Genomic DNA, 23,526 nt, shown 5'->3' with positions numbered 1-23,526 from the left:
AGGGCCTAAGGGCGTGCGCTCCGGCTCGTTCGCTCGACCCAGTAGAGCTGCTTGTGTCCATGACGGTCCAGGCCGTCGGCGATCTTCTGGGCCTCGTCCTGCGTCGCATAACGCCCGACGCGGTATCTGTTGCCGTTGTCGTCCTGTCTGATCACCAGCCAGGGGAGCACGGCACCGCTGTCAGTCATGACGTCCCTCCCCTGCATCCCGCCCCTCTCCCCACCGGCGTGCACGTGTCTAAGGATCCCCAGGAAACCGCAGTACGCATATGCCCGAGCGTACGCCTGACCTTCACTCAGCGGATGCGTGTTTACACAAAGAGACACGCATCCGGCCATACCAAAGGGGGCGCACTCCCCCGAATGCGCCCCCTACCGGCCACGAGCCGGTGCCTCTACGGCATCAGCCGGCGGGTGTCCGCACGACCGGCACCGGCATCAGCACGGGGCCGGCCGCGGATTCCTTGCGGCAGACGTCTCCGCACTCCTCGTCCAACGAGCAGCACAGGGAGCAGATCGGCCCCGACCGGACCGGGCAGTCGGCGATGTCCGGGAGCTCGTAGGCGGTTTCGCACACCGCGCAGGTGTGCGTGGCGGTGATGTCGGCGATGTCGACGTCCGGGCCGTTCACCGGGTTCGGCCGGGCCAGGTAGTACTTCCCCTTCGTCAGCCACGCGATCAACGGGCAGAGGACCAGCGACAGTCCGGCCGCGATGAAGGTCGAGAAGGCCTCGGCGTACCTGCCGAACAGACCGAAGAAGGCGAGGATCGAGACGGTCGACGCGATCACCATCGCCCCGAAGCCGGCGGGGTTGACCGCGTACAGGTAGGCCCGCTTGAACTCGATGTAACGGGGGCTCAGCCCGATCCTCTTGTTGATGACCAGGTCGGCGGCGACGGCCGCGATCCAGGCGATGCCCACGTTGGAGTAGAAGCCCAGCAGCTTGTTGAGGGCCGCGAACATGTTCATCTCCATCAGCGTCAGCGCGATGGCGAGGTTGAGGAAGATGTACCAGACCCGGCCCGGGTGCTTGTGCGTGATCCGGGAGAAGAAGTTCGACCAGGACAGCGAGCCGCTGTAGGCGTTGGTCACGTTGATCTTGATCTGGGAGACGATCACGAAGAGGGCGGCGGCCGGGAGCGCGAACGAGCCGAGCCACGGCTTCAGCGCCTCGATCTGCGGGGCGATCGGCTCCAGCGCGTGCGTCTTGCCGACCGCCTCCAGCGCGACGAAGGCGAGGAAGGCGCCCCCGAGCTGCTTCGCGGCTCCGATGACGACCCAGCCGGGGCCGGCCGCGAGGACGGCGAGGTTCCACCGGCGCTTGTTCTCGGCGGTCTTGGCCGGCATGAAGCGCAGGTAGTCGGCCTGTTCACCGATCTGGGCGATGAGCGAGAGGGCGACGCCCGTGCCGAGTCCGAAGGCGATCCAGGAGAAGCCCGGCTCCGCCCCCTCCGTCCCCGTGAAGGAGCTGAACGCGCCCCAGGAGCCGGGGGCTTCGACGGCGAGCACCACGAAGGGGAGCACCATGCCGATGATCCAGACCGGCTGGGTCCAGGCCTGCACCTTGGCCAGCGCGCCCATGCCCCGGAACACGATGGGGATGACGATCAGCGTGGTGATCAGATAGCCGGCCTCGACGGGGAGCCCGACGGCCTGGTGCATGGCCTGCGCCATGATCGAGCCTTCGAGCGCGAAGAAGATGAAGGTGAAGGACGCGTAGATCAGCGAGGTCAGCGTCGAGCCGAAGTAGCCGAAGCCCGCCCCGCGGGTCACCAGGTCCATGTCCAGGCCGTACTTCGCGCACGCCCGGGCGATCGGGATGCCGGTGAGGAAGATGATCGCCGCCGCGGCCAGGATCGACGCGAGCCCGCTGGTGAAGCCGTACGTGAAGACGATCGACGCGCCGATCGCGAAGTCGGCCAGATACGCGATGCCGCCGAGCGCCGTCCCCGCGACCGTCGAGGGCGACCAGCGCCGGAAGGAGTGCGGCGCGTAGCGGAGGGAGTAGTCCTCGCGGCTCTCGTCGGCCGCGAGCTTCGCGTAGCTGCGCCGGGGCGGCCGGGGGCCTTCCTGCGGCTCCTGTCGCGGCGCCTCGCCCGCCGTGGGCGTTGCGATGTCCGTCATCGGTGACTTCCCGTTCGTCGGTCCGGTGTGCGGGTGACGAACGGGAAGTTAGGACTTGGACATGACAAGGGGGCGCGGGGGACGGTTGCCCGCCGGTTACGTGCGGCGCGGGTTCGTTAACTCCGCGTCAACCGGCGCGGACAAGCTGTCGCTCCCAGCGGTCACCACAGCCGTCCCACCTGTCACCCCACGCGCCCCGGCGGCTACTTGACCGGCAGATGGTAGGCAATCCTGTAGCGGTCGGCGGGGACGACCACATCGGCCGTCTCGACCGCCAGCCCCGAGGCGTAGTACGTCCTCCCGATCACCATCACGACATGGCCCGGCACCCCGCCGAGCGCCAGGAGCTCCTCCGCGAGCCCGGGGCGCGCGCCGACCTCCTCCGCCACGTTGTCCACGACGACGTCGATCGCCGCCATGCGGTCGACGACACCGCAGCCGCCCAGCGGGCCCTCCTCCGGCAGCATCACCGGCGTGCGCCCCGTGACGGCCAGGGGCTCCCAGGAGGTGGACAGCATCATCGGCTCGCCCGCCTCCCGGAAGACGTACCTCGTGCGCATCACGCGGTCGCCCGGCTCGATCCCGAGCCGCTCGGCGATCTCGGCGCTCGCCCCCTCCTGCTCGCTGCGGGACTCCCAGGTCCCCCGCGCCCCTTCCGCCGTCTGCTCCTGACGGAACGGACTGGCCCCGGCCCCCGACCGGTAGCCGGAGCGGGCGATCGGGCGCGGGACCGGACGCGCGCGCACATACGTGCCGGAGCCCGAGCGTCCCTCGACGAGCCCCTCGGCCATCAGCACCTTGCGTGCCTCCAGCGCCACGGTGTCCGAGACGCCGTACTCCTCACGGATGCGGGCCTGCGACGGCAGGCGGGTATGGGGCGGCAGCGCGCCGTTGACGATCTTCTCCCTGAGATCGCTCGCCACGCGCAGATAGGCGGGCTGCTCACCGAAAGGCACAGGCCACTCCCAACAGGTTGACAGACAGCAACAGCGTTGCAACCGTGGGTTGAGTACCGCAAGCACAGGCCAGGGTTTCACTCGAAGTGATGATTCCCTGCCCACCTGCGCATACCCGGGCCAGGCGCGCGTCCGGCATGCCCCGGACCCTTGACCGTTTTTGGTCCAGACCAATACCTTCCTGTGCACAGCACGGCTCCAGCCCTTCCCGGACCACGCACAGGAACGAGCCCCATGCGCCGAAGAACCCTGACCGGACTGACCACCGCCGCCTGCGCCCTGACCCTGCTGACAGGCCTCGCCCCCGCGGCCACCGCCGGCGGGCCCGGCCACGACCGGGGCACGGACCACCACGACCGCGCGTACCGCACCGTCGGCTACTTCACCCAATGGGGCGTCTACGGACGCGACTTCCAGGTCAAGGACCTGGACACCAGTGGCACGGCGGCCAAGCTCACGCACATCAACTACGCCTTCGGCAACGTCAGCGCCGAAGGCCGGTGCTTCACCGGCAACGTGCCCGGCGAGGCCGACGCCTGGGCGGACTACGCCCGTCCGCTGGACGCCGCCGGGTCGGTCGACGGCGTCGCCGACACCGACACGCAGGCCCTCGCGGGCAACTTCAACCAGCTGCGCGAGCTCAAGGCCGCGCACCCCGGCCTCAAGGTGATGATCTCCCTGGGCGGCTGGAGCTGGTCCACGCACTTCTCGGACGCGGCCCGCACCGCCGCGTCCCGCAAGGCGCTCGTCTCCTCCTGCCTCGACCTGTACATCAAGGGCGATCTGCCCGTGGACGGCGCCCGCGGCGGCGAGGGAGCCGCCGCCGGCCTCTTCGACGGCATCGACCTCGACTGGGAGTGGCCCGGCTCGGACGGCGACACGGATACGGTGTACCGCCCCGAGGACAAGAAGAACTTCACAGCCCTGGTGCACGAGTTCCGGACACAGCTCGACGCCTACGCCAAGAGCAACCGGAAGGGCAAGGCGAAGCCGAAGCACTACGAGCTGTCCGCCTTCGTCCCCACCGCTCCCGCCAAGATCGACGCGGGCTTCGACGTGCCGCGCATCATGCGGGACTTCGACTTCGTCAACCTCCAGGGCTACGACTTCCACGTCTCGGGCGAGACGACGACCGCACAGCAGTCCGCGCTGTACGCCAAGGGCGACTTCAGCGTCGACGGGACGGTCCGCGACTGGATCAAGCGTGGCGCTCCCGCCCGCAAGCTCGTGATGGGCATGCCGTTCTACGGTCAGGGATGGACGGGCGTCACCGGGGGCGGGGACGGCCTCGGACAGCCCGCGACGGCGCCCGCGCCCGCCACGTACGCCGCCGGCTACGAGGACTACAAGGCACTCAGGAAACTGGCTGAATCCGGGCGGTTCGCGGTGCACCGGGACACCCGCGACGGCCATGCCTGGCTGTTCGACGGCACCACCCTGTGGACGTACGACGATCCGCAGGTGCTGCGCGCCAAGTCCTCGTACATCCGCGACCGGGGTCTCGGCGGCGCGATGTTCTGGTCGCTGGACGGGGACACGGACGACGGCGAGCTGATCACCGCGGTCGACCGGGGACTGCGCCGTCGCTGACCGGCGGCCGATGTGACCGTGCGGGGGCGTGGCCGCCCCCGCACGGTCCCCGCGCCTGGAATCAGTCCGTCCAGTACGTGTCGTGCTTGAAGAAGAACTCCGCCCGCTGCTTCTCGGGCCAGTCGGAGACCTGCCCGACCTTCTCGAAGTACTCCTCGCGGGGCGCACCCGGCGTGAAGAGCAGCAGCATGGAAGCGGGTTCCTCGGAGTCGTTGCGGAAGGCGTGCAGGCCGCCCTGGGGCACGTACAGGAAGTCGCCCTGAGTGGCGTCGACCCAGCGCTCGCCGTCGTAGATCCGCACCGTCCCGTCGAGGATGAAGAACGACTCGGAGATCGACCGGTGGAAGTGCTCGGCCGGGCCGCCCGCCCTGGGGCCCATGTTGATCCGGTACAGCCCGAATTCTCCGTGCGTCGACTCCGTCGTGGCCAGGTAGTGGGTGGATCCGCCGCCGCGCGTCAGCAGATTCGGGGCGGTGTCGGCCGGACGGTACGTCGCGCTGATCTCGCCCGCGCCGTCCGTGTAGACGGGTTCCGGATAGGACATGCCGCTCTCCCTGCCTCCGGTCGTGGACCGGTCCGCTCGTCCCGCGCGCCGGTACCGCACCGGCGGCGTCGTCTTCCCTACCTTCGTGGGGTGAGCCTCAAGCGCATCTCTCTTCTCGCGCCGGTCGTCGCGGGCGCGTTGGTCCTCCCCCTGCCGCCGCTCTCGCACGCCACCGGGTCCGCCCAGGATCCGGTGTGCGGCAGCACGGGCACGCACCCCGACGCCTCGTGGGCGCCGACGTCCACCGCCTTCGGCGAGGCCGCGGGATACGACCCCTATGTCGGCAACGGCTACCTGGGCCACCGCGTGCCCGCCACCGGCGCCGGATACGCCGCCACGGGCGGGAAGACGGGCTGGCCCCTCTACACCCCACGGTACGACGGGGCCTTCGTCTCCGGGCTCTACGCCCGCGACAAGAGCCTCGCCGAGGGCCGTGAGGTGATCGCCGCACTGCCGTCCTGGACCACGCTCGACGTGCGCGTCGGCTCCGAGACGTACGGCTCCGCCACCCCCGCCGGCCGCGTCTCCCGCTACCGTCAGACCCTCCACCTGCGCTGCGGCGTCGTGGTTACCTCCCTGCGGTGGACCACGGCCGACGGCCGCGCGACCGACCTGACCTACGAGGTGCTGGCCGACCGCTCCGACGTGCACACCGGCGCCGTACGCCTGCGGATGACCCCGCGCTGGAGCGGCACCGCCACGGTGACGGGCCGGCTGGACGAGCGCGGGGCGCGCCGGGTCACGGTCGCGGACGACGGCACGTTCCGCACGCTGGGCACGGGCACGTCGGGGGCGATCGCCCAGCGGGGCACCGACGGCGCCCGCACGGCCCGGGTGAGGGCCGGCCGGTCGTACACCTTCGAGAAGTACGTCGGCGTCGACACCTCGCTCACCTCCCGCATCCCGCTCGCCTCGGCCGGGGCGGCGGCGGACCGTGCGGCCCGGCGCGGCTGGTCACGGGTCCTCGCCTCCAACGCGGCGGCCTGGCGCCGGGCCTGGGCCTCGGACGTCAGGACGCCGGGCAGCCCGGACCTCCAGGCCTGGCTGCGGGCCGCGCAGTACGGGCTCCTCGCCAACACCCGGCCCGGCTCCTCGGACAGCATCGCCCCGGCCGGGCTGACCAGCGACAACTACGCGGGCATGGTGTTCTGGGACGCGGAGACCTGGATGTATCCGGGGCTGCTCGCCACCCGCCCCGACCTGGCCCGCTCGGTCGTCGAGTACCGCTACCGCACCCGCGGCGCCGCCCGCGCGAACGCCGCGAAGCTGGGCCACGCAGGGCTGTTCTACCCGTGGACGAGCGCGAGCAAGGGACGTCTGGACTCCGAGTGCCAGAGCTGGGACCCGCCGCACTGCCTCACGCAGAACCACCTCCAGGGCGACATCTCGCTCGCCGTCTGGCAGTACTACCTGGCCACCGGTGACCGCGCCTGGCTCGCCGGCCGGGGCTGGCCGCTGCTGAAGGGCATCGCCGACTTCTGGCAGTCGCGCGCCACGGCCAACCCCGACGGCAGCTACTCGGTGAAGAACGTCGCCGGTCCCGACGAGTACAGCAACGGCGTCACGGACGGCGTCTTCACCAACGCGGTCGCCGCCACCGCCCTGCGCAACGCCACCCGCGCCGCAGAGCTCCTCGGCCACGAGGCCCCCGCCGGCTGGACCCGGGTCGCCGACGGCCTACGCATCCCGTACGACGCCGAGCGGAAGCTCTTCCTCCAGTACGCCGGCTACAACGGCTCCACGATCAAGCAGGCCGACACGGTGCTGCTGGTCTACCCGCTGGAGTGGCCGATGGAGGAGGGCGCCGCCGCCGCGACCCTCGACCACTACGCCGCCCGCACCGACCCCGACGGCCCGGCGATGACCGACTCGGTGCACGCGATCGACGCCGCTGCGATCGGGGAGCCCGGCTGCGCCACGTACACGTATCTCCGGCGCGCCGTACGCCCGTTCGTCCGGGGCCCCTACAACCTCTTCTCCGAGGCGCGGGGCGAGAAGTCGGGGGCCGAGGACCCGCTCTCGGGCTTCCCCGCCGAGGACTTCCTCACCGGGAAGGGCGGCTTCCTCCAGGTCTTCACGCACGGCCTGACCGGCCTCAGGCTCCGCGAGGACGGCGTACGCCTCGACCCGCTCCTGCCCCCGCAGCTCCGTGAGGGCGTGGAGCTGACCGGGCTGCGCTACCGGGGCCGTACGTACGACATCGCCGTCGGCCCCCGGACGACCACGGTCCGGCTGACGGACGGCGAGCCCTTCACGGTCCACACCCCGGCCGGTCCGCGCCGCCTCTCGGGCACCCTCACGCTCCCCACCCGCCGCCCCGACCTCGCCCCGACGTCCGACGCGGCCCGCTGCCGCCCGGCGACGGCCACCTCGGAGGCCCCCGGCCTGTACGCGGAGGCGGCGGTGGACGGCAGCCCGTCGACCTCCTGGTCCCCGGACGGCGCGACGGGCACGCTGACGGTGCAGCTGCGCCACGTGACACGGCTCGCCTCGCTCACCCCCCGCTGGACGGACACCGCACCGGCCTCCCACGCCCTGGAGACCTCCCTGGACGGCCGCACCTGGCGCCCGTACGAACCGGGCGCCACGGCCCGCCAGGTCAGGCTCACCGTCCGCTCGGCCGACGCGGAGAAGCCGACGGGGGTGGCCGAACTGACCGCCACGGCAGGCGAATAGGCCCGTCGCTCGGGCCTCGTGTCCCGGGGGTCGAGCGCCGGGACGGGCTGTTCGCCCATTCGGGGGTACCGCGAAGTGTCCGGGCCCGGCGCTCAAGCTCCGGGACACGGGCGCCGGGTTCCGAGGGCCGGGATTCGAGCGATGTCGTTCAACCGGGTGGGAAAAGAAGGGTTTTGGAAAACCTCCCCACCCTCCCTTACCCGTCACGGCCAGCAAGTATGACTAATCGTGACCGACTTGCGGCGCAGAGTGGCGGCTGCTTACGGTGCCACCGACGAATCGGCCCCGACACGGTGTTAGCGCACCGGCCGGGGCCTGACCCCAAGATCGACAAGGACCCGATCCCGTGGCTACCCAGCACCCTAACTCCGCCCTTCGCGCGCCCGCACCGTCCCGCCCGTACACCAGGGCGCCGCGCGGCTACGGCAAGCGTTCCGCCTCGGACCACAGCCCGACGCACCCTGACGACTTCGCGTTCCTGCCGGAGCGTGAGCGGTACATCGCCGGATACGTCGACCGTCTCCCCGACGGCGCGGCGATGGACATCAAGTCGCTCGCCAAGGACCTCCCGCCGTACGGCCAGATGGCGATCGGCACCGCCCTGCGCGCCCTCTCCGTCGCCGGGCACCTCCGCCACGTACGCTGCCGCGTCGAATCGCTCGGCCAGCAGCGCTGGGTCACCCTCACGTACTGGTCCCGCACCGCCCGCGACAACGAGTGGTGGACCAAGCACCTTCACACAGAGGCCGAGTGCGACCAGGCCGCCCCGGAAGCAGTCCCGCAGGCCCCGGAGGTACCGCAGGCCCCGCAGGCCCCGCAGGCCCCGCAGGCCCCGCAGGCGCCAGAGGTACCGGCCGCGCCCGCCGCCCCCGCCGTACCGCAGCAGCGGACGCCCGTGCCGGAACCGGCCGGCACGCCCTCCCCCGCCTACCTCGCCCTGGCCGGGCTCGGCCGGACCGACGCCCGCCTGGCCCTCTCGGCCGCCGACTGCGCGGCTCTGGAACAGCTGGCCGCCGCATGGTTCACCCACGGCGTGAGCACGGACCACTTCACCGGCGCCCTCACCTCGGGCCTGCCGGACCACGTGGCCTCACCCGTCGGCCTCGTACGCCGCCGCCTCATCGACAAACTCCCGCCCCTGCTCCCCGCCACCCCGGAAACGGCCGCTCCCGTACGCCGCCTCCTGGTGGAGTGCGCCTCGTGCGGTCGCCCAGGCCCGGCCGCAGCACTCCCGGACGGCCTCTGCCGCCCCTGCCGCCGGACCCCTCCCGGGGCGGACCCCGCCCCCGCCGGACCGGCCCCCGGACACAGCATCGAGGCCCACATGAGCACACTGCGCGAAAGCCTCAGGATGCCGTGACGCGCCTGCTGAAGGACGCCGGGCGCCGGGCCGTCTGCGGCGGATCTGCACACGGCGCACGCAGGTGATCCCCGGCCTCCGGCGACTTCCCCCGCAGGGAGTGAGCCACACGCACCCGTCGCGAAGAATGTCCTCTTCATGGCGTATCAAAGAATTGACTGACGGAAAGTCCGTCGATCGATCAAGTGAAGAAATCGTACCGGTCCATGAACCGATGTGACTGTCACGGCGTTTCGGTGTCGAAAGGGCAGCTCCAGGGGCCACAGGACGGTGGCCCCGCAACGCGCTCACGTGCTTTCATCCTCCACACCACGGGAGCCCCACAACCGTGCAATCGGCAAGGGCCCGCATTCCTGACGGGGTCGGCCCGGCCATTCGGAACAACGTGAAAGGAATTCACCTCATGAGCTCCGCCCCCCAGATACAGACCCAGGAAATCGCCGACGCGGACCTGGACGGCGTGTCCGGTGGCGTCTCCGCCGGTCTGGCCGGCGAGGTCTCCCTCCAGACGCCGCTCTCGTCGCTCTCCGCCGGATTCTCGGGCGTCCTCGGCGCCGACGGACTGGGCGTCGCCGGGCTCGGCTCCGCCGCCACGCTGTCGGCCTGAGCCGACGCCGAGCCCGTATGCCCCGATGCCGGCCAGGCCGCGGGGCATAGGGGCCGTTGGGCCGCGACCGACACGCATCCGAACCCACGGACCGGAGGCATTTCGCACGTGAGGGAACGCCGGTGCCCCGCTCATCGTCCGCCCGGCCCGGGCAATCGGTGGGAGCTCGTCTGGAGCCACCGGGACGAGCTGCTGGAGATCGCGCTCCGTCGTTCGTCGAGCGCCGAGGAGGCCGAGGACGCCGTCCAGGAAGCCATGCTCCGCGCGGTGGAGGACCCGGGTGTCCAGTACGCCCGGGTGGGCTCGTGGCTGAGGCACGCGACCGTACGCGTGTGCGCCGAACGGCACCGTCAGGTCGCCCGCGACTCGGAGGTGAGCAGGAGCCCTTTGGCCGCTCCTGCCGAGCCCCGGCCGGTCGAGGAAGTGGCATGCGACCGGGCAGAGGCCAGGTGGCTGGCGGCCCGCAGCGCGGAGCTGCTGCCCGCCCGGCAGGCAGAGGCGCTGAGGCTCCGGTCCCAGGATCTCGAGGTCGGGCAGGTGGCCCAGGCCATGGGCCTGAGCTGTCGAGGGGCCGAGTCGCTGCTCGCCAGGGCCAGACGGTCGCTGCGTAGCGTCCTCGCCGGGAGTGTCACCCTGGCCCTGACCGTCTGGGTGTCCGTCCGCAGGTTCCCCCGCACGGGCATCACACAGTCGGCGGTGGCGGCATCGGCGGCGGTGACGGCCGTCTCGGTGGGTCTGTCCCTGCCTGCCGCTCCTCCCGACAGGCCGGACGCCCCGCCGACGAGGGCCGGCTCAGGCACCCTGCGGCCCGTCCCGGACACGGAGCTCCCCACCTCTCGCCCGCACCCGGAGCGTCCGCACACTCCGCCGCCCCCTTCCCCGCAACGCGCCGAAGGGGCGGGCCGGGGCACGGCGCGGCCCGATCCGGGGCACTCGTCGACGCCTGGGGGGCCGCAGATCGCGGCGGCCGTGAGGATACGGACGGGCCTCGTCGGCCTGCCGTCCGTGACCACGCCCGTGTCCGTCCCGCCCCTTCCTGTGGACGTGCCGGTCATCTCTTCCACGAAGCCGTCTCCGGTGCCGTCCGTCATCACCACCGGTGGCTCGGCCGGGGTCCTCCCTCTGCCTGCTGTTGTCAGTGCCCGATGACACCATCCGGTCATGAACAGTGAGTCTTTCGACTGGCGTGCGTTTCTGGGGCGTTGGCAGGACGAGTGGGTCCCTCGCGCGGACGCGGAGGAGGACGAGGACGGACAGATCCTCGTCAGCCAGGGCAGACCCGGGGCCGGCGAGGCCGCGATCGCCGCAGCCGAGGATCGGCTGGGCCGGCGGCTGCCGCCCTCGTACCGGGAGTTCCTGGCCGTGAGCGACGGATGGCACGTGGACCAGGTGGCCGGGGTCTATCAGCTCGGCGGCGTCGCGGACATCGACTGGTTCCAGGACCCGTTCGGCATGACCCCGATGTACGAGGAGAGTCTGGGCGACGACCCTAGCGAGGAAGAGGTCCTGCTGGCCGGGATGTGGCGCCGCGCGCTGCAGCTGGAGACGGACTCCGACATGTCGTACGCCCTGCTCGACCCGGGCGACAGCGACCAGGACGGCGAGTGGGCGCTCTACCTCTACAAGGGCTGGGGTGGCGAATACCCGGACCGCTACCCGTCGTTCCGCGCATACATGGAGGCCATGTACCGCGGCTTCCACTCCGACCGGGTGGAGAGGCCCGATTTCGTCAACGCGACCACCCGTGCACAGGACGCCCACGTCGAGGAGGCCCGTCTGCTGGCCCTGCGCGGACGGCACGAGGAAGCCCTGCCCCTGCTCGAGGAGGCGCTGTCCTTCGGACGTCCACGGAGCGCCGTCCTGCTGCACCAGCTCCGGCATCTGTCGGCGCCGGACGGTTACCGGGACTACGGTTTGCTCGTGGCCGACCCGCACTGCCTGCCCGAGCTCCTCCCCGTGCAGGCCATGCAACCGGCACGCGGCGAATGGCGGCTGGGCGGGGACGACCACTGGCTCGGCATGATGGCCGCCCGCGGGGTGCCCCGGGAGACCGCCGAGACGGTACTGGGCGCGATGCGGGACGGCACCCATCAGTACGCCCCTCCCGGCCCATGGGGCAGGGCCGTCGCCGAGGCCCGGGAGCCGGCCCGTTGGGGGGCGACCGACGCCGCGTGGCGAGTGCTGCGGGAGGCGCTCCCGCTGTGGGAGGCTCCCGGGCCCACGCTGATCGCGCCGATCGGCCTGCTCGCCGATCCGGTCCTGGGTTCGCTGATCACCCCGGAGCGCGGGCGGGAGATCCTCGCGACACCGCGGGCCGGCGAGACGGGCCCCGCCCCCGAGCCCGTACCCGATCTCGACCCGCCGGGCCTCGCCTGGCTCACGGAGCCCGTCTCGAACCGGCTGCCGTTCGACGGGTACCGCTGTGTCTGGGTCGAGGGAACCGACCCCGGCCGTCTGCCCGCCCTGATCGGCGAGGAAGGCGCCGGCCTGGGCGCGCCCATGGATCAGCGCGTGGCTTTCTGGCGGCGGCCCACGCCGGAGACGAAGACGGAGCCCTGGGAGGACCGGGCCGTGGTCGCCGTCGGCCGCACCGACGCGTGGACCTTCGCCTTCGACGGCCACCCCCACCACCTGAGCGACCGGTTCGTGTCCCCCGCTCCGGCCGCCTCCTCCGCCGGCCGCGCGGTGGTGGTGTGGCGCGACCCGGCGCGCTCGCACCCGGAGGGTCACCCCACGCCGTTCCACCTGTCGGTGGCCGAACAGGGCGAGGAGCTCTACGCGTTCACCGTGCGGGGTACGGAGATCCAGCGCTCCGGCGCGATACCCGAGGCGCTGGACCCCGCCCGGTTGTTCCGCCCGGAGGACACCGAACCGGAGAACGAACTGCGGGTGCTGGAGGCCCTGCACACCGAACTGGGCCTTTCACTGCCCCGCTTCGCGCTGACCTGTGGCCGTCTCCGTACCTTCACCACCCGTTCCTGGGCACGGGCGCCGCGCGAGGGCGAGTCGTTCGCGTACATCCGCTTCGGGCGGCACCGTTCCTGAGCGTCGTCGTACGCGTGCGGCACCGTTCCTGAGCGTCGTCGTACGTCAGCGACATCAGCCACGCAGCCACGTCACGGCGTCGTCGTCCGTCACGGGAGGAGAATGAGCAGCATGAGCATGGTGGAAGGCATCGACGCCCGCGGCATGCAGCACTGCGAGACGACGGCGCTGGGCGTGCTGCTGCGGCACGAGGGCATCGACCTGTCCGAGCCCATGCTGTTCGGGCTCGGCTCCGGGCTGTCCTTCATCTACTGGGACAGCAAGGGCATGGGCTTCCCCTTCCTGGGAGGCCGGGTCAAGCCGTTCGAGCTCACCAGGAATCTGGCCGTAAGGCTGGGTCTGGAGCTGCTGGTCGGGGAGACCACCTCCGCGCGCAAGGCGTGGCAGAACGTGGCGGCGCCCATCGACGCCGGCCGGCCGGTCGGCCTTCAGCTCGACAGCTACCACCTGGACTACTTCCGCACCGGGGTGCACTTCGGCGGGCACGTCGTGGCCATGTACGGCTACGACGAACAGAACGCCTACCTGGTGGACACCGAGCCACAGGGCGGAGCCGTCTCGACCGGCCTCGCCGCCCTGGCAAGGGCCCGGGCCGCGCGCGGCCCCATGACCGCCAGGCACCGCTCCTTCACCCTCACGGCGCCCGGCGGCCCGGCGTCACCGCAGGACCGGATCATTCCCGCGATCAGGGCCTGCGCCGACACCTTCCTGAACCCGCCCATCGCGAACCTGGGCCACCGGGGCATCGAGAAGGCCGCCGAGCAGGTGCCCAAGTGGCTGCGGCGCACCGGCAGTCCGGAGGAGGACCTGCCTCAGGCGGCTCTCCTCATGGAGAGGGCGGGCACCGGCGGCGCCCTGTTCCGCAATCTCTACCGGGACTTCCTCGCCGAGAGTGCCCAGTCGGTCGACAGCGGCCATCTGCGCACCGGCCTGGGCCTGTACACCGAGGCGGCCGACCTGTGGACACAGGTGGCCACGCTCGTCACGGCAGCGGGCGAGTCCGGTGACGCGACCCGCCTCACGGAGGCCGGCTCGGTCCTCCATGAGCTCTCGCGCATCGAACACGACGCGATGAAGGCACTCAGCATGCTCCAGGCGTGACCAGGTGTGCCCTCCGGGAAACGGCCGCCCCGGATAACGGCGGCGATTACAGTGCCCTGCATGATCAGGACTGTGGTCAACGGCGTGTCCATCCACTACGACGACCAGGGGCCGTCGGACGGCATACCCGTGGTACTCGTGCACGGCCATCCGTTCGACCGCACCCTGTGGGCGCCCCAGGTCTCCGCCCTCACGGCCGCCGGATACCGCGTCGTGACTCCGGACCTCCGCGGTTACGGCAGCAGCGAGGTCGTGCCGGGCACGTGCCTGCTCTCCGACTTCGCCGACGACATCGCCGGACTCCTGGACACGATCGGCCTGGAGTCCGTCGTCATCGGCGGGGTCTCCATGGGCGGCCAGATCACCATGGAGTTCCAGCGGACCCGTCCGGAACGGGTGCGCGGGCTCGTCCTCTCCGACACGTCCCCGGTCGCCGAGACCGAGGAGGGCAAGGCCTTCCGCATCGCCCTGGCCGACCGGCTCCTCGCGGAAGGCATGGGGCCCTACGCGGACGAGGTGATCTCCAGGATGATCGCCCCGTACAACGTCACGGGCCTCCCGGACGTCGCCGCGCACGTCCTGGCCATGATGCGCGCCACCGCTCCGGAGGGAGCCGCTGCCGCGCTGCGCGGGAGGGCCGAACGGCCCGACTACCGCGACACCCTCGCCGGAACCTCCGTACCCGTCCTCATCCTGGTGGGGGCCGACGACGCCTACACCCCGGTGGGCGAGGCCCAGGCCATGCACCGCCTGGTCCCGTCCGCCGATCTCGTCGTCATCGAGAAGGCCGGACATCTCCCGGGCGCCGAGCAGCCCGACGCCTTCAACGACGCGCTCCTGACCTTCCTCGGCACCCGCGTGGCCACCGGGCGGGACCGGTAGGCCTGTTCCGGCCGGCCGGTACCCTTTCGGGATGAGCCAGCCCCTTCTGCCGGATGTGAGACGGCCCGCGAACGGCGGCCCGAAGGCCGCCGCCCGCAACCGCGCCGCTCTGGTCGCGGCCGCCCGGGAGATCTACGCGGCGCAGGGACTGGACGCCCCGCTCTCCGCGATCGCGCGGCGGGCAGGGGTCGGGCAGGGCGTTCTGTACCGGCACTTCCCCGACCGGGACGCGGTGGCGACCGCGGTCCTGGAGGAGAACGTGCGGCAGATCGAACAGGCCGCCGCGGCCGACGACATGCTCTTCGCCGACGTCCTCGGCGTCCTGACCTGGCACCTGACGGAGTCGGCGGCCTTCCTCGGTCTGCTGCACGTGCGCGGGTCCGCCGCCCGCTCGGAAGCGCTCGCGTACGCCCTGACCCTCTCGGACCGGGTCGAACGTGCCCTGCGGGTGCGCCTGCCCGAAGGGCACCGGCTGAGCGCGCAGAACGATCTCATGCTCGCCGTCGCCATGGTCTCCGGCGCCACCAACGGCCCCACACGCGAGGTGCGGGAGCGTCGGGCGGCGGCGGCGTGGCGGCTGCTCGGCGTCGAGGTGGGGCCGGTGCGGCCTTTCGACGCCTGAGGACGGTCCGACGCCTGAGGGCGCGTTCGACGCCTGGGACGGTTCGACGCCTGAGGACGCGTTCGACGCCTGAGGACGGTTCGACGCCTGAGGGTGGGGCGTCAGCCGCCGTTGGACTGCCGGATGCCCTCCGCCAGGGCGTCGAAGGTGTACAGGTAGCCGCCGGCGGGTCCGCTGACGGTCATGTACGCCTTCGTCCCGCCAGGGGTGATCGCCACGTTCGTCGCCGACTCGAGCCCCCGGGCGCCGGCCGGGACCTCGACCGTCGCGAGGCGCTCGCCGTGCTTGTCGTACACGGCCATGGCGGCGCGGCCGTGCAGCGCCTGGTAGAGGTTGCCGTCCGCGTCCACGGCGATCGAGTCGGTCTGGGCGATCCCGGCGTCCACGCGGATGGCGGTGTGCCGGGAGGCTAGCCCTCCCTCTCCGTCGAGGCGGAGGTAGGAGATCCGGTTCTCGGTGAGCTCGCTGATCCACAGTCCCTGGTAGTCCGTGTCGAACGAGATCCCGTTCACCGAGGCCAGTCCTCCGGCCAGGACGGTGGCCTTCGCACCGTCGCGTCCGATGCGCACCACCCGGGCGTGCGCGTCGCCGGCGGACAGGCTGCGTGAGTCGCTGACGTACAGGTTGCCCTCCTCGTCGAACGCGATGTCGTCGGGGTTCATCCGCGCGCCGTCCACCTCACCGGAGAAGAAGGTCCGCGGGTCGCCGCCGCCCGGGGCCAGGCTGACGATCTCGCCGTGTGCGTAGTCGGTGAGGTAGAGCCGTCCGTCGTACGGACTGAACTGGGCCGAGGTGTAAGCCCCCCGGCCGTCCGTGTGGAACGCGTGCGCCTTCTCCTTCCGCACGTCGACGCGCATCACCTTGGGCTTCCCCTCGGGTGCGGTGACGTCGACGACCAACAGGTCGCCGTTCTCGTCGAAGACCGGGCCCTCCAGCAGGGTCATCCCGGTCTCTTCGTGCACCGTCGTCAACCGCATGACCTGGTGGGCGCGGATGGTCCTGTCCGAGCCGACGGAGGCTTCGCCGCCGGCGGAGGCACGCGTCTGCGTACCGCATCCGGTGAGGGCGAGGGCGCCGAGGGTGGCGAGTACGGCGAGGGACCGGACCGGAGATCGTCGCATGGGGGATCACTCTTCCTGTCTGCGGGGGGCGAGGGGGGGCCGCCGACCGGAGGCCGACGGGCCCGAGCGGGGGTGCGGGCACGTCCCGTACGGGTGTTTCCGGCCACCCGCACAGGCAACCGGACAGCGTTGTCCGGTTGTTGCTACGGTAGCTGACGGCCGTTCAGCCCAGGGCGGCTGACCGATTGGAGTGAGACCCCCACATGACCACCACTCAAGCGCCGGCCCCCGACGAACTCGCGGCACTGAGGCAGCGCTACGACCTGGAGCGCGAACGGCGCGTACGGCCCGACGGAGCGCGCCAGTACCTCAGCACGGACGCCGAGTTCGGCTACTACGCCGCCGATCCGTACGCGGGGGAACCGGCCGGGCGCGAGGCGCGCCACGACACCGTGGACGTCGCCGTGGTCGGCGGCGGGTTCGGCGGGATCCTCGCCGGGGCCCGGTTGCGGCAGCAGGGCGTGGAGCGGGTCCGCGTCGTCGAGGCGGGCGGGGACTTCGGGGGCACCTGGTACTGGAACCGCTACCCGGGCATCCACTGCGACATCGAGTCGCACGTCTATCTGCCGATGCTCGACGAGACCGGGTACGTACCGGAATGGAAGTACTCCCCCGGCGAGGAGATCCGCCGCCACGCCGTGCGCATCGCGCGGAAGTACGACCTCTGTCCGGACGCCCTGTTCTCCACCGCGGTCACCTCGCTCACCTGGGACGCGGCGTCCGAGACGTGGATCGTGGCCACCGACCGCGGCGACGCGTTCCACGCCACGTACGTCGTCACCGCCACCGGCACGCTGACCGAGCCGAAACTGCCTGGCATACCGGGAATCGAGACCTTCCGGGGCCACACGTTCCACACGTCGCGCTGGGACTACGCCTACACGGGCGGCACCCCGGACGGCGGCCTGACCGGCCTCGCCGGCAAGCGCGTGGGCATCGTCGGCACCGGCGCCACCGGCGTCCAGGTCATTCCGATGCTGGCCGAGGACGCCCAGCACGTCTACGTCTTCCAGCGCACCCCCTCCAGCGTGGACGTGCGCGCCAACCGCCGCACCACCGCGGAGGACGTGGGCGCCGACCGTGACGGCTGGGCGCGGGAGCGCCGCGAGAACTTCCTGCGCATCGTCTCCGGCGAGGCGGCCGACCGGGACCTCGTCGCCGACGGCTGGACCTCCTCGGCCGGCCTCCTGGAGAAGCTCGTGCCGAGCTACCGCCGCAAGGGCGACGCGGCCACCTTCGAAGCGGCGTACGAGGTGGCCGACGCCGCGAAGATGAACGAGCTGCGCACCCGTGTCGAACAGACCGTCACCGATCCCGGTACGGCGGAGAAGCTCAAGCCCTGGTACCGGTACGCCTGCAAGCGCCCCACCTTCTCCGACAGGTACTACCCGGCGTTCAACCGCGACAACGTCTCCCTGGTCGACACGGCGGACACCCACGGCATCGAGCGCGTCACCGAACACGGTGTGGTCGTCGGCAGCGAGACGTACGAACTCGACTGCCTGATCTTCGCCACGGGATTCTCCGTCGGGGTCTCCGGCATCCACTCCGGCAAGCTGCCCGTCCACGGCCGGGGCGGCGTCCAGCTTCTGCACGCGATGGCGCAGGAGGGCCCGCGCACCCTGCACGGCTTCACCAGCAACAACTTCCCGAACCTGATCCGGATGGGGTCGCTGCACAACGCCAGCAGCGTCAACTTCACGCACGTCCTCGACGAGCAGGCCGTCCACGCCGCGGCCCTCGTCGCGGCGGCCGAGGCGGGGAACGCCCTCCTGGAACCCTCGCGCGAGTCCGAGGACGCCTGGATCTCCCTCATGGCCGAGGACGCGCCCGACCACGAGTGGTTCCACGCCGGGTGCACCCCCGGCTACTACAACCGCGAGGGACTCGGCCGTCCGAACTCCCCGAGCGCCTACCCCCACGGCGCCGTCGCCTTCCACGAACTGCTGAAGCGGTGGCGCGAGGAGTCCCTCGGCGAGGTTCTGCGACCCAGGACCGCCCCGCGACCGGTGACCCGCACCGAGAACCTCGTCCCCGACGTGATCGGCAGCTGACGGAACGAGGCCGACCGCCGGGGCGGGATCGGCCCCGCCCCGGCGGACCGGGCGTCAGGGGCGACCTCACCTCCGGCCATCGCGCTCCGAGGGAGACGCGGGCGGGCAAGCAGTCAGTCAGTCAGTCAGAAAACCCATGGCGCACGGGTCGGGCTGCGACAAGACTGCGCAGGTGAGCGAATCCGTCGAGTACCCGGCAGCCGAGGACCGCGTCCCGTGGCCCGACGACCACTCGGGGCTCTTCCAGTGGGTCCCCACCATCTGGCGTCGGGACCACCCTGCGTCATGACCTCCCGCGTCGAGAGACTCGTCCAGCAACTCGACGGCGAGGCCGGCCCTCCCTCGGCAGTTTCGGACAGCTGACCGCCACCGAGGTCTTCGAGGAGGTGGCCGACCGGCTCTGTGGACCCGCTCCGCACCGGTCGGCGAGAACATCTTCGTCACGCCCACCTGGATCGACCGTAGCGACCTGCACCCGGAGAGGTGACCCCATGCCGTTCCAGCACCCCGAGGAGATCGGTTACGGCTACGTGATCGAGCGCTACGTGAAGAGGAATGACTCGGACCGCCCGCGCTACCGCGACCTGAAGAGCGGTCGTGCCCTGCGCCCCGGGTGGCCACACGCCGAACGCTTCACGCGTCAACTCATCGACGACGCGGCCACGATCACCGACGCCGAGCTGGAGGCGATCCTCGGCTACGAGTGGCGCTCACGCTTCACCGCCGCCTGGCTGATCGGCGTAGGCCGACGCACGACGTTCCGCGAGCGCATCGGCGACCTCCTTCTGGCCAGCGAGTTCTGCTTCTCCGGCGGGGCCTACTGCTTCGCCTTGGCCCGGTTCGGCACACACGCGGACGCCGACATCCTCGCCTCCTACCTGGACCGCTACCTCCCCCGCACCGACCTCCGCTACGACCAGCCCGCCGCCCTGGGAGCCCTCCTCCGCCTCGACGCCCACCTCGGCACCCACCACGCCGACCGGTTCACGGAGCCCGACGGCCTCTGGGACCGCTGGGTCCAGGCCCTCGCGCACCTCCAGGGCGACCCCGGATTCACCCCCGCCGCGCAGCGCCGCCGGACCGATCTCCAGTGCGACTTCGCCGACGGCTGGGCGTCCGTGACCTGAGCCCATGCCCTGCTTCCCCATGCTCATGAGGCAGCGAGGGCTGTGGCGAGCGTCGCAGCGGACAGGGTCAGGAACAGCAGCGCACCGCCGAGCTGAAGGTCGCGCACCCGCAGGTGGGTGATCACGGCGCCGACGAAGTACAGGACCAGGCCCGCCGCAGCCGCGACCCCGAAGGGCCGTACGACCAGGCCCGCCAGCAGGCCCGTCGACGCCGCGCCCAGACAGGCGCCGAGCGGGTACATCCAGGACACCGGCACCTGGAGCCGCTCCGCAATGGCAACGATCATGGGGTGCCGGGTGAAGTCCATGTAGGCGCCGATGCCCGTGGCGGTGGCGGTCAGCAGGGTCAGGACGAGATACGCGGGATACATGAGGGTCCTTTCCGGATCACCTCCACCCTCGCGGGCTCCTGCCGTGGCGGTCCAATACCTGTATCCATAGCCTGTTGGCATGGATGTGGACACCCGCCTGCTGCGCTACTTCGTCGCCGTGGCCGACGAGGGCAACATCACCCGTGCCGCGGAACGCCTGTTCATGGCGCAACCGTCCCTGACCAAGCAGATCAAGCAACTCGAGACGAAGCTGGGCGTGCGGCTCTTCGTCCGCTCCCGGACCGGCATGACCCTCACCGGCCCGGGCCGGGCCCTGGCCGACCGTGTGCCGGCCCTGCTCGACGCCCTCCACGAGGCGGTACGGGAGACCAAGGCCACCGCGAGCCGGGCGGAGCGGATTCTGCGGGTCGGCATCATGGGCAGCGGGGCCAACGAGGCGACCCCCGCGATCATCTCGGCGTTCGGCGACCGCCGACCGGGCTGGCGGGTGGAGTTGCGGCAGGGCGTGTGGTCCGAGCCGACCGCCGGGCTGGCCGACGGGGGCGTCGATGCCGCGCTGCTGTACGTACCCTTCCCCGGCCAGGAACACTGGCGGGTGACCGAGCTGTTCACCGAGCCCCGCTGCGTGCTGCTGCCCTCCGGTCATCGGCTGGCGGACCGCGAGTCGATCGCCTTCCGGGAGCTCTGGGACGAGCCGTTCGTAGCCACGCCGCCAGAGGCCGGCGAATGGCGCGACTGGTGGCTGGCGACCGACGCACGCGAGGGCCACCCGCCCCGCGTCGGCGCCGAGACGCGCCACCCGGACGACTGGCTGAACGCCATCGCCAACGGCTACGGCATCGCACTCGCACCGTCGGCGGCCGCCCGGTACTACCCACGCCCCGGCATCACCCAGCGCCCCGTCACGGGCGTCACCCCCTGCACCGTCGCCGTGGTCCGGCCCCCGGCCGCCGACGACAACCCCGTCGTCGAGGATTTCGTCGACTCGTGCCTGACCGTGGTCCGCTCACGGTGAGATCCGGCCCGGGACGCGCCGGTGCGGCCGACGGCTCGGGCGCCGGCTGACCAGCTCGCTCGCCCCAGGGCCTACGAAAACCCCTTGCCCAATGGTCAACAAACGTTGACCATTGGCCCCATGCCTGCTGAAGACCTTCCCGAGACGTTCCACGTCACCACCGACGAGCAGCTACGCGCCGTCTCCAACCTCACGCGTCACCGGATCATGGCCGTGCTCCGCTTCGAGCCGGCGACGATCACCCAGATCGCCGAGCAACTGGGGCTAGCGAAGGGAAGTTCCAGCTACCACGTGCGGCTGCTGGAGCGGGCCGGCCTGGTGAAGGTGGTGCGGACGCGGAAGGTGCGGGGGGTCACCGAGCGGTACTACGCGATGGCCGCGCGGGCGATCGTGCTGCCGGATCCGGGCGAGGGAGGACCGGATGTGCTGATGCGGCAGGCGGTGGCGGACCTGGAGGCCGCGCCGGTGGACGGCGAGCGGCACGTACGGATGGCGCATCTGCGCCTCACCGGGGAGCAGTTCGCGGAGCTGGGGGCGCGGCTGGAGGCACTGGCGGACGAGTACCAGGAGCTGTCCGACCCATCGCTGCCGGACGTGTCGCTCGCCTTCGCGCTGTTCCGGCCGGCGACACGCGAACAGGCCGAGGGGGGATCCAAGTGACACCCCACGCAGGGAAGTTGCCGACCGGGTTCGGCCGACTGTGGACCGCGCAGACGGTGTCCTCGTTCGGCGACGGGGTGACGCATGCCGCGCTGCCCCTGCTCGCGCTGGCGTTGACGCGGGATCCGATGGCGCTCGCCGTCGTCACCGCCGCCGGAACGCTGCCGTGGCTGCTCTTAGGGGTGCTCGGCGGTGCGCTCGTGGACAGGTGGGACCGCCGGCGCACGATGTGGATCGCGGACGCGGCGCGTGCGGTGCTGCTCGCGATACCGGCGGCGGCCGCCGCGCTCGACGTGCTGAACATTCCGTTGCTCGCGGCCGTCGCCTTCCTGCTCGGCCTCGGCGGGCTCTTCTTCGACACGGCCGCCACCGCCTATCTGCCGGATCTGCTCGGCCGCGACCCCGCACTCCTGGCCCGTGCCAACTCCCGCCTGCGCGGCGCCCAGACCGCCATGTCCGGCTTCGCGGGGCCGCCCGCGGGCAGCGCGCTGCTCGCGCTGGGGCGGGCGGTTCCGCTGCTCGCCGACGCGGTGTCGTTCGCGCTCTCCGCGCTGCTCGTACGGTCGCTGCCCGCAGTACCCCGCCCCGTACCGCAGGCCCGCGAGTCGCTGCTTCAGCAGGCGCGGGCCGGGGCCTCGTACGTCTTCCGGGACCGGCTGCTGCTCGGGCTCGCGCTCCGTCCCGCGGTCGGGAACGTCGCCTTCCTCGCGGTGGAGACCGTGCTCGCCCTCTTCGCGCACGACCGGCTCGGCATCGACACCTTCGGCTACGGCCTGCTCCTCACGGCGGAGGCCACCGGCGGCCTGCTCGGCGCGGGCATCGCGTCCTCCCTCGGCCGACGGCTCGGCACCGGGGCAGCCCTGACGTGCACGGCCGCGGTCGAGGGCCTGGCCGTCCTGGGTCTTGCCGCCGCCCCGAATCCGTACGTGGCCGGTCTCGCGCTCGCCGTCTGCGGGGCGGGCATGGGCGCCACGATGGTGCTCGCGCCCTCGCTCCGGCAGGCGATCGTCCCGCCCCACCTGATGGGCCGGGTCGCTTCCACCTCCCGCATGCTCGCCATGTGCGCCGCCCCGTTCGGCGCCTTCCTCGGCGGCTGGCTGGCCGGCACGTACGACGTACGCACCCCGCTCTACACAGCCGGCGGCCTCCTCCTGGCCATGACCGCCGTCACGGCGACCATGACCAGCAACCGCCGGGTCGAGGCAGCACTGCGCGGCGCTGCCTCGACCGACCGTCCAGGTCACCCGGATTCCGAGGGCCCCGTTCAGGACGGTGCATCCGCGCCGTCCTGACGCTACGATCCACTCGGCCTGCAACCCGCTCGCCGCGCGCGGAAAGCCCGAGGTAGAGCCCTCCATGAGGACGACGGCCTGGGTCCAGGCCGCGACCGCTTCGTCGGCTCGGGCCTGGGCGGCGAGGCATCACCTCGTGGGGGGCCGCGCGGGGCACGCAACCGTCCGGTGCCCTTCGAGATCAACCTCGACCTGGATAAGCTCGCCCCACCCCGCCGCGGCTGAGTCAGCACCACGTCACCAGTGGATACGCCCGGTCGGCGGCCATCGAACCAGCAGTCAACCAGCACCCGGCGTGCCGCCCACCGGCAGCTTCGCGGCTCGGCCGGACGACCGCGTCGTGCGATGGCGGCGGGCCCCTCCACCGAGGTGGCCGGGTCAGCCGGCCGACCTGCCGCCCGCCTTTCGCGGCGACCGC

At 71.7% G+C, this 23,526-nt stretch carries 20 protein-coding genes; 14 read left to right on the top strand and 6 right to left on the bottom strand.

Annotated features, from left to right (window positions below):
* Nucleotides 1-5: 5 nt before the first annotated feature.
* The 3 genes from ACIP63_RS11365 to ACIP63_RS11355 all read right to left on the bottom strand — a co-directional run bounded on the left by ACIP63_RS11365 (nt 6) and on the right by ACIP63_RS11355 (nt 3,080).
* Complete coding sequence (locus ACIP63_RS11365) at nt 6-206, bottom strand: SPOR domain-containing protein (protein WP_401513759.1); 201 nt, start codon at nt 204-206, stop codon at nt 6-8.
* A gap of 196 nt (nt 207-402) precedes the next feature.
* Nucleotides 403-2,124, bottom strand: a complete 1,722-nt coding sequence (locus tag ACIP63_RS11360; protein WP_401513757.1) for a purine-cytosine permease family protein — start codon at nt 2,122-2,124, stop codon at nt 403-405.
* A gap of 203 nt (nt 2,125-2,327) precedes the next feature.
* On the bottom strand, nt 2,328-3,080 hold the full coding sequence (locus tag ACIP63_RS11355) for a GntR family transcriptional regulator (RefSeq protein WP_401513754.1): 753 nt from the start codon (nt 3,078-3,080) through the stop codon (nt 2,328-2,330).
* Nucleotides 3,081-3,314: 234 nt separating this feature from the next.
* On the opposite strand from ACIP63_RS11355, the gene ACIP63_RS11350 reads away from it, so the two are divergent.
* The gene (locus tag ACIP63_RS11350) at nt 3,315-4,670 is read left to right on the top strand and encodes a glycoside hydrolase family 18 protein (RefSeq protein ID WP_401513751.1); all 1,356 of its coding nucleotides are present in this window, start codon (nt 3,315-3,317) and stop codon (nt 4,668-4,670) included.
* A 61-nt stretch (nt 4,671-4,731) separates the two neighbouring features.
* Here ACIP63_RS11350 and ACIP63_RS11345 read toward each other — a convergent pair whose 3' ends face one another.
* Nucleotides 4,732-5,214 carry a cupin domain-containing protein gene (locus ACIP63_RS11345; RefSeq protein WP_401513749.1) on the bottom strand — a complete coding sequence of 161 codons (483 nt, stop codon included), beginning with the start codon at nt 5,212-5,214 and terminating at the stop codon, nt 4,732-4,734.
* A 90-nt stretch (nt 5,215-5,304) separates the two neighbouring features.
* Here ACIP63_RS11345 and ACIP63_RS11340 point away from each other — a divergent pair, with 90 nt between their 5' ends.
* From ACIP63_RS11340 to ACIP63_RS11305, 8 genes are all read left to right on the top strand, one after another.
* Nucleotides 5,305-7,890, top strand: coding sequence for a glycosyl hydrolase family 65 protein (locus ACIP63_RS11340; RefSeq protein WP_401513746.1), 2,586 nt, complete (start codon nt 5,305-5,307; stop codon nt 7,888-7,890).
* Nucleotides 7,891-8,236: 346 nt separating this feature from the next.
* Nucleotides 8,237-9,250, top strand: a complete 1,014-nt coding sequence (locus tag ACIP63_RS11335; protein ID WP_401513744.1) for a MarR family transcriptional regulator — start codon at nt 8,237-8,239, stop codon at nt 9,248-9,250.
* A 403-nt stretch (nt 9,251-9,653) separates the two neighbouring features.
* Nucleotides 9,654-9,857 (top strand): hypothetical protein, encoded by a 204-nt coding sequence (locus ACIP63_RS11330; RefSeq protein WP_401513741.1) that lies wholly within the window; start codon nt 9,654-9,656, stop codon nt 9,855-9,857.
* Nucleotides 9,858-9,965: 108 nt separating this feature from the next.
* Nucleotides 9,966-11,006, top strand: a complete 1,041-nt coding sequence (locus tag ACIP63_RS11325) for an RNA polymerase sigma factor (RefSeq protein WP_401513739.1) — start codon at nt 9,966-9,968, stop codon at nt 11,004-11,006.
* Between the two features lie 12 nt (nt 11,007-11,018).
* Nucleotides 11,019-12,902, top strand: a complete 1,884-nt coding sequence (locus ACIP63_RS11320) for an SMI1/KNR4 family protein (RefSeq protein ID WP_401513736.1) — start codon at nt 11,019-11,021, stop codon at nt 12,900-12,902.
* Nucleotides 12,903-13,013: 111 nt separating this feature from the next.
* Complete coding sequence (locus tag ACIP63_RS11315) at nt 13,014-14,003, top strand: BtrH N-terminal domain-containing protein (RefSeq protein WP_401513734.1); 990 nt, start codon at nt 13,014-13,016, stop codon at nt 14,001-14,003.
* A gap of 60 nt (nt 14,004-14,063) precedes the next feature.
* A complete protein-coding gene (locus tag ACIP63_RS11310; protein WP_401513731.1) occupies nt 14,064-14,885 on the top strand; it encodes an alpha/beta fold hydrolase in 822 nt (273 codons plus the stop codon).
* Nucleotides 14,886-14,916: 31 nt separating this feature from the next.
* Complete coding sequence (locus tag ACIP63_RS11305) at nt 14,917-15,507, top strand: TetR/AcrR family transcriptional regulator (protein WP_401513728.1); 591 nt, start codon at nt 14,917-14,919, stop codon at nt 15,505-15,507.
* Between the two features lie 101 nt (nt 15,508-15,608).
* On the opposite strand, the gene ACIP63_RS11300 is transcribed toward ACIP63_RS11305, so the two are convergent.
* Nucleotides 15,609-16,628, bottom strand: coding sequence for an SMP-30/gluconolactonase/LRE family protein (locus tag ACIP63_RS11300; protein ID WP_401513726.1), 1,020 nt, complete (start codon nt 16,626-16,628; stop codon nt 15,609-15,611).
* A 203-nt stretch (nt 16,629-16,831) separates the two neighbouring features.
* Here ACIP63_RS11300 and ACIP63_RS11295 point away from each other — a divergent pair, with 203 nt between their 5' ends.
* Nucleotides 16,832-18,682, top strand: coding sequence for a flavin-containing monooxygenase (locus ACIP63_RS11295; protein ID WP_401513723.1), 1,851 nt, complete (start codon nt 16,832-16,834; stop codon nt 18,680-18,682).
* Nucleotides 18,683-19,173: 491 nt separating this feature from the next.
* Nucleotides 19,174-19,809, top strand: a complete 636-nt coding sequence (locus tag ACIP63_RS11290) for a DUF6000 family protein (protein WP_401513720.1) — start codon at nt 19,174-19,176, stop codon at nt 19,807-19,809.
* A 23-nt stretch (nt 19,810-19,832) separates the two neighbouring features.
* Here the strand turns inward: ACIP63_RS11290 and ACIP63_RS11285 are convergent, their stop codons facing one another.
* Nucleotides 19,833-20,180, bottom strand: a complete 348-nt coding sequence (locus ACIP63_RS11285) for a DoxX family protein (RefSeq protein WP_401513717.1) — start codon at nt 20,178-20,180, stop codon at nt 19,833-19,835.
* Between the two features lie 79 nt (nt 20,181-20,259).
* Between ACIP63_RS11285 and ACIP63_RS11280 the strand changes: the two genes are divergently transcribed.
* The 3 genes from ACIP63_RS11280 (at nt 20,260) to ACIP63_RS11270 (ending at nt 23,108) form a co-directional block, all read left to right on the top strand.
* A complete protein-coding gene (locus ACIP63_RS11280) occupies nt 20,260-21,156 on the top strand; it encodes a LysR family transcriptional regulator (protein ID WP_401513714.1) in 897 nt (298 codons plus the stop codon).
* Nucleotides 21,157-21,276: 120 nt separating this feature from the next.
* Complete coding sequence (locus ACIP63_RS11275; protein ID WP_401513712.1) at nt 21,277-21,816, top strand: ArsR/SmtB family transcription factor; 540 nt, start codon at nt 21,277-21,279, stop codon at nt 21,814-21,816.
* Between the two features lie 17 nt (nt 21,817-21,833).
* On the top strand, nt 21,834-23,108 hold the full coding sequence (locus ACIP63_RS11270) for an MFS transporter (RefSeq protein WP_401515068.1): 1,275 nt from the start codon (nt 21,834-21,836) through the stop codon (nt 23,106-23,108).
* Nucleotides 23,109-23,526: the final 418 nt, after the last annotated feature.

The sequence above is a fragment of the Streptomyces sp. NPDC088746 genome (genome assembly GCF_044751065.1).
Classification (GTDB): domain Bacteria; phylum Actinomycetota; class Actinomycetes; order Streptomycetales; family Streptomycetaceae; genus Streptomyces.
Note: the sequence above shows the minus strand (reverse complement) of the source record. Positions and strands in the feature narration are given on the sequence as shown.

Coding starts and splice junctions, on each gene's coding strand:
- ACIP63_RS11305 (WP_401513728.1), top strand. CDS start 14,917: ATGAGCCAGCCCCTTCTGCCGGATGTGAGACGGCCCGCGAACGGCGGC.
- ACIP63_RS11290 (WP_401513720.1), top strand. CDS start 19,174: ATGCCGTTCCAGCACCCCGAGGAGATCGGTTACGGCTACGTGATCGAG.
- ACIP63_RS11275 (WP_401513712.1), top strand. CDS start 21,277: ATGCCTGCTGAAGACCTTCCCGAGACGTTCCACGTCACCACCGACGAG.
- ACIP63_RS11310 (WP_401513731.1), top strand. CDS start 14,064: ATGATCAGGACTGTGGTCAACGGCGTGTCCATCCACTACGACGACCAG.
- ACIP63_RS11295 (WP_401513723.1), top strand. CDS start 16,832: ATGACCACCACTCAAGCGCCGGCCCCCGACGAACTCGCGGCACTGAGG.
- ACIP63_RS11330 (WP_401513741.1), top strand. CDS start 9,654: ATGAGCTCCGCCCCCCAGATACAGACCCAGGAAATCGCCGACGCGGAC.
- ACIP63_RS11300 (WP_401513726.1), bottom strand. CDS start 16,628: ATGCGACGATCTCCGGTCCGGTCCCTCGCCGTACTCGCCACCCTCGGC.
- ACIP63_RS11315 (WP_401513734.1), top strand. CDS start 13,014: ATGAGCATGGTGGAAGGCATCGACGCCCGCGGCATGCAGCACTGCGAG.
- ACIP63_RS11320 (WP_401513736.1), top strand. CDS start 11,019: ATGAACAGTGAGTCTTTCGACTGGCGTGCGTTTCTGGGGCGTTGGCAG.
- ACIP63_RS11285 (WP_401513717.1), bottom strand. CDS start 20,180: ATGTATCCCGCGTATCTCGTCCTGACCCTGCTGACCGCCACCGCCACG.
- ACIP63_RS11360 (WP_401513757.1), bottom strand. CDS start 2,124: ATGACGGACATCGCAACGCCCACGGCGGGCGAGGCGCCGCGACAGGAG.
- ACIP63_RS11365 (WP_401513759.1), bottom strand. CDS start 206: ATGCAGGGGAGGGACGTCATGACTGACAGCGGTGCCGTGCTCCCCTGG.
- ACIP63_RS11280 (WP_401513714.1), top strand. CDS start 20,260: ATGGATGTGGACACCCGCCTGCTGCGCTACTTCGTCGCCGTGGCCGAC.
- ACIP63_RS11350 (WP_401513751.1), top strand. CDS start 3,315: ATGCGCCGAAGAACCCTGACCGGACTGACCACCGCCGCCTGCGCCCTG.
- ACIP63_RS11345 (WP_401513749.1), bottom strand. CDS start 5,214: ATGTCCTATCCGGAACCCGTCTACACGGACGGCGCGGGCGAGATCAGC.